The following is a 1,261-nucleotide window of genomic DNA, read 5'->3' as shown; positions in this document are numbered from 1 at the left end:
CGCTCAAGGATGCCGCGAAGGCCCACATCGACCTCGAGAGCCGGAAGACGACAGGCGCGTCGATCTTGAAGCCGTAGATTTTTCGTCGTCGTCCTCTCCCGTGTCCCGGACAAGCGCAGCGAAGCGGAGCGCAGATCCGGCAACTGTTATGTTGATGGGGCGATCATATAAGGTTTTCGGTCGCGCATCATTGCGTTGAGCACGGTTAGAAGCTTCCTGGCGACGGCAATGAGGGCGAGTTTGGCTGGTTTGCCGGCCTTTCGCAGGCGTTCGTAGAATGCCTTGAATGGATCGGCGCGGCGAACCGCGTTGAGAGCGGCCATATAGAGGGCGTCGCGGATCCGGTTGCGGCCGCCGCCGATCTTGCGCTTTCCACGATAGGTACCGCTGTCGACGTTGAAGGGCGCCAGGCCGGCCAGTGCCGCAACCTGCTTCGGACCGACACGCCCGAGTTCGGGCATCTGCGCGAGGAGCTGCATGCAGGCCACCGGGCCGATGCCGGGCAGTGAGCGCATCAACTGCGCATCTTCGGCGATCTCCTGCTCTGCTTTGATGAGCGCACTGATCTCGGCCTCGATCTCCGCGATCTCGTCGTCGAGCACGGCGATGAGGCGGCCGATCCGTTCGGCCATGGCGCGGTCCTCGGCCTCACTGCGGCGGTTTTTCTCCTGAGCTCGCATGCTGACCAGCTGATCGCGTCGTTTTGCCAGCCTTGCCAAAGCGTTGCGGGCCGGTGTGGCGACCTGCTCAGTTGCGGGCGTCATGGCTCGAGCAAAGGCTGCCAGCATCCGCGCGTCGATTTGGTCGGTCTTGGCGAGCTGGCCGCTGGCGCGGGCAAAGTCGCGGGCGCGGGCCGGATTGATCCGGGCAAAGCGAACCCCGGCCTGACGCAGCGCCTCGCGAAGCTCGAGGTCGTAGACCCCCGTGGCCTCAAAGACGACCAGCGTATCGCATCGCCAACGCGCCACCAGCTGTGTGATGGCCTGTGTCGCGTTGTCGATGCGTTCCGATGCATCGATGGCCTCATCGAAAATATCGAGATGATGTTTGGAGACGTCGATTCCGACGCAGCGAAGGGCTATGATCACGGTGCCTGTCCCTGTGATGCGAGGTCTGTTGGCGCAGCCTCGTGCAACTGTTCAGGTTGATAGATGGAACGGGCGGGAGACCGGGCCGGATCACGGCGTCGATCGCCAAGGACCCAACGGCTTCCCGCCCACCGCCATCATGACAGACTTTCCACACACAGGGACCCATACGC

General features: G+C 63.2%; 1 protein-coding gene. It reads right to left on the bottom strand.

The window, feature by feature from the left end; translation table 11 throughout:
* Nucleotides 1-146 precede the first annotated feature (146 nt).
* Nucleotides 147-1,088 (bottom strand): IS110 family RNA-guided transposase, encoded by a 942-nt coding sequence (locus AOK24_RS44295; protein ID WP_055725456.1) that lies wholly within the window; start codon nucleotides 1,086-1,088, stop codon nucleotides 147-149.
* Nucleotides 1,089-1,261: the final 173 nt, after the last annotated feature.

Source organism: Streptomyces niveiscabiei, from assembly GCF_001419795.1.
Classification (GTDB): Bacteria; Actinomycetota; Actinomycetes; order Streptomycetales; family Streptomycetaceae; genus Streptomyces; species Streptomyces niveiscabiei.
The sequence above is the reverse complement of the archived record's forward strand: the minus strand, read 5'-3'. Positions and strand labels throughout refer to the sequence as shown.